The organism is Enterobacter cloacae complex sp. IR5418, assembly GCF_049238105.1.
Classification (GTDB): Bacteria; Pseudomonadota; Gammaproteobacteria; order Enterobacterales; family Enterobacteriaceae; genus Enterobacter; species Enterobacter hormaechei.
This window is the reverse complement of record NZ_JBMKHS010000084.1, coordinates 1-3,617: the sequence shown is the minus strand read 5'-3', so window position 1 is coordinate 3,617 and position 3,617 is coordinate 1. Positions and strand designations below refer to the sequence as shown.

At 56.0% G+C, this 3,617-nt stretch carries 3 protein-coding genes and 1 pseudogene; 1 reads left to right on the top strand and 3 read right to left on the bottom strand.

Going from position 1 to position 3,617, the window contains the following annotated elements:
* Positions 1 to 27: 27 nt before the first annotated feature.
* The 3 genes and pseudogenes from ACOTX7_RS23990 to tet(D) form a co-directional block, all read right to left on the bottom strand.
* Positions 28 to 450: pseudogene (locus ACOTX7_RS23990) on the bottom strand (alpha/beta hydrolase-fold protein); the annotation flags it as partial.
* A 21-nt stretch (positions 451 to 471) separates the two neighbouring features.
* Positions 472 to 1,581, bottom strand: a complete 1,110-nt coding sequence (locus tag ACOTX7_RS23985) for an S-(hydroxymethyl)glutathione dehydrogenase/class III alcohol dehydrogenase (RefSeq protein WP_000842134.1) — start codon at positions 1,579 to 1,581, stop codon at positions 472 to 474.
* A gap of 94 nt (positions 1,582 to 1,675) precedes the next feature.
* A complete protein-coding gene (gene tet(D) / locus ACOTX7_RS23980) occupies positions 1,676 to 2,860 on the bottom strand; it encodes a tetracycline efflux MFS transporter Tet(D) (protein WP_001039466.1) in 1,185 nt (394 codons plus the stop codon).
* 95 nt (positions 2,861 to 2,955) lie between these two features.
* On the opposite strand from tet(D), the gene tetR(D) reads away from it, so the two are divergent.
* Complete coding sequence (gene tetR(D) / locus ACOTX7_RS23975) at positions 2,956 to 3,612, top strand: tetracycline resistance transcriptional repressor TetR(D) (protein ID WP_000113282.1); 657 nt, start codon at positions 2,956 to 2,958, stop codon at positions 3,610 to 3,612.
* Positions 3,613 to 3,617 lie beyond the last annotated feature (5 nt).

Here is a 3,617-nt window from a genome sequence, read left to right as displayed (position 1 = left end):
AAGGCTGCCTCATCGCTAACTTTGCAACAGTGCCCGTTTTTCCGATGTGCCGAAATGCCCGCTTACCAGGGTGTGCAGCTCATTCAGAATATAATCATACATCTGATAATGCGCTTTCCACGGCTCCTGTGTGGCATTGACATAAAACCCGGCACCCTGGCCGAGATCGTACTCTTTATCATCCGCCACCTGACTGCCGCGCGGACTGGTATCCGGCGCGACAATCACCAGGCCGTGTTCCGCTGCGTAACGCTGTGCCCCGGCTTTGGTGATAAAATTCTGCTCGTTGCAGGTCAGCCCGGAAAGCCAGTACAGCACAGGACATTTCTCTGTTTTTGCCTGCGGCGGCAGAAACACGGAAAAAGTCATCGGCGTGCCGGTCACCGCAGAGTGGTGACGCCAGACTTCCTGGCTGCCGCCGAAACAGACGTGATGTTCAATCCGTTCCATAGTATCTCCCTGAATACGTTATCAGTAATGAATGACTGTGCGGATGGATTTGCCGTCGTGCATCAAATCAAAAGCTTCATTGATTTTATCCAGTTCCATGGTGTGCGTGACAAACGGCGCCAGCTCGATTTTGCCGCTCATGGCATCTTCCACCATTCCCGGCAACTGGGTACGCCCTTTCACGCCGCCGAACGCCGTGCCTTTCCAGACCCGGCCGGTCACCAGCTGGAACGGACGGGTTGAAATCTCTTTTCCGGCACCCGCCACCCCGATAATTACCGACTGCCCCCAGCCACGGTGCGCACTTTCCAGCGCCGACCGCATCACATTGACATTGCCGATACATTCAAAGGTATGATCCACACCCCATTTGGTCATTTCGACCAGCACCTGCTGAACAGGTTTGTCATAATCATTGGGATTAATGCAGTCTGTGGCGCCGAACTGTTTTGCCAGCTCAAACTTGGATGGATTGGTATCGATGGCAAAGATGCGCCCCGCTTTTGCCTGACGTGCGCCCTGCACCACGGCCAGCCCGATACCGCCGAGGCCGAATACCGCCACAGAATCCCCTTCCTGTACCTTCGCGGTATTGTGTACCGCGCCGATCCCGGTGGTCACGCCGCAGCCGAGCAGGCAAACCTGCTCCGCATTGGCCTGCGGATTGATTTTCGCCAGTGATACTTCCGCCACAACGGTATATTCGCTGAATGTCGAGCAGCCCATATAGTGATAGAGCGGCTGACCGTTATACGAAAAACGGCTGGTGCCGTCCGGCATCACGCCTTTGCCCTGGGTTTCGCGGACGGCAACACAGAGGTTGGTTTTACCGGAGGTACAGAAATCACACTCGCCGCACTCGGCGGTGTACAGCGGGATCACATGGTCGCCCGGTTTCACACTGGTCACGCCCTCACCGACCTCAACCACCACCCCGGCACCTTCATGGCCGAGCACCACCGGGAACAGACCTTCCGGATCATCACCGGAAAGCGTGTAGGCATCGGTATGGCATACCCCGGTGTGACTGATTTTCACCAGCACTTCACCTTTCTTCGGCGGTGCCACATCAATTTCAACAATTTCAAGGGGTAAACCCGGCCCGAAGGCGACTGCTGCGCGTGATTTCATAACGGTTCCTCTGTGTCTGAGGCTTATCATGGCAGGCGATAAGCACGAATGCCGTCCACCATACCGCACAACAGCGCTGCCTGTATAGCGCCGGTCAGCAGGTGGCCGCCACCGGTGCCGGTTTTCTGATCAGCAGACAGATTGCCAGCAGCAGACCGTACAGTGCCGTGCCAATCAGCCACACCGTACCGTCCGCACTCTGCTGTGTCTGACTGAAAATAAAAGCAAACAGCAGCGGGCCCGCCACGCCGGTCAGATTGGTCAGGCTGACCAGCACACCCTGTAGTTTTCCCTGATTTGCCGCCGATGCCCCGGCAGAGATAATGCCCTGCAATGCAGGCAGTGCAATTCCGCCGCCTGCCAGCAGGATCAGGACCGGATACACCATCCATCCGGAAGTGATAGCAGACATCAGTAAAAACGCGGTGGCATCGGCAATAAATCCGGCGAAAATAATGGTTTTCTCACTCAGCCGTTTTGCCAGCGCCCCGGCAACCACCGCCTGAAACAGTGCATGCATCGCCCCGAGTCCCGCCAGTGAAAAACCGACCGCCGCGCTGTCCCAGGCAAAGCGGCTCTCCGTAAACAATACCCAGACAGTGGCCGGGATCTGCCCGATAAGCTGCGCGGTAAAAAAGACAAACAGCAACAGCGCCAGAGGTTTAAGCAGTGTGATAAAGCTGATACCTGCGCTTTCTTGTTTCTGCTCCGCCGGTTTTTCTTCTGTCTGTACCGCCGGTTTAAAGATAAAAAAGACCATCAGAAAGGTGCAGGCATTCAGTATTGCCGCAATGACAAACGGCAGATGCGGTGAGATATCCCCCGCCAGTCCGCCGATAGCCGGCCCGGCAATCAGCCCGGCACCAAAGGCCGCACCGAGACGGCCGAACCAGGCGGTACGCTCGCTGACCGCCGTGCTGTCCGCCACTACCGAAGCCGCAACCGCGCCGGTGGCACCAGTGATCCCGGAGATAATCCGCCCGAGATACAACATCCACAGCACATTGGACAGTGCCAGCAGTGTGTAATCAAACGCGGCACCCGCCAGGGATAACAGCAGCACCGGTCTGCGCCCCAGCTTATCTGACCATCTGCCCAGCAGCGGAGCAAAACAGACCTGCATCACCGCATACAGCGCCAGCAGAATGCCGTAATGGTTTGCCACATCCGCTTCCGGGAGATATTCCCGCAGCAGTGACGGTAATACCGGCATGATCAGACCAATTCCCATCGCGTCCAGCAGTGTAATCACCAGCGCGATGACAGCGGGTTTATTCATTTTTCAGATCCTGTGTTAATTCCCTATCATTGATAGAGTTGGAATATATCCCTATCAATGATAGAGTGTCAATCTGAAAATCGGAGGAGACGGTCATGGCACGGCTGAACAGAGAATCGGTTATTGATGCGGCACTGGAACTGCTGAATGAGACAGGGATTGACGGGCTGACGACCCGCAAGCTGGCGCAGAAGCTGGGAATAGAACAGCCGACACTTTACTGGCATGTGAAAAATAAACGGGCGTTACTGGATGCGCTGGCGGTGGAGATCCTGGCGCGTCATCATGATTATTCACTGCCTGCGGCGGGGGAATCCTGGCAGTCATTTCTGCGCAATAATGCAATGAGTTTCCGCCGGGCGCTGCTGCGTTACCGTGACGGGGCAAAAGTGCACCTCGGCACCCGCCCTGATGAAAAACAGTATGATACGGTGGAAACCCAGTTACGCTTTATGACAGAAAACGGCTTTTCACTGCGCGACGGGTTATATGCGATTTCAGCGGTCAGTCATTTTACCCTTGGTGCCGTACTGGAGCAGCAGGAGCATACTGCCGCCCTGACCGACCGCCCTGCAGCACCGGACGAAAACCTGCCGCCGCTATTGCGGGAAGCGCTGCAGATTATGGACAGTGATGATGGTGAGCAGGCCTTTCTGCATGGCCTGGAGAGCCTGATCCGGGGGTTTGAGGTGCAGCTTACGGCACTGTTGCAAATAGTCGGTGGTGATAAACTTATCATCCCCTTTTGCTGATGGAG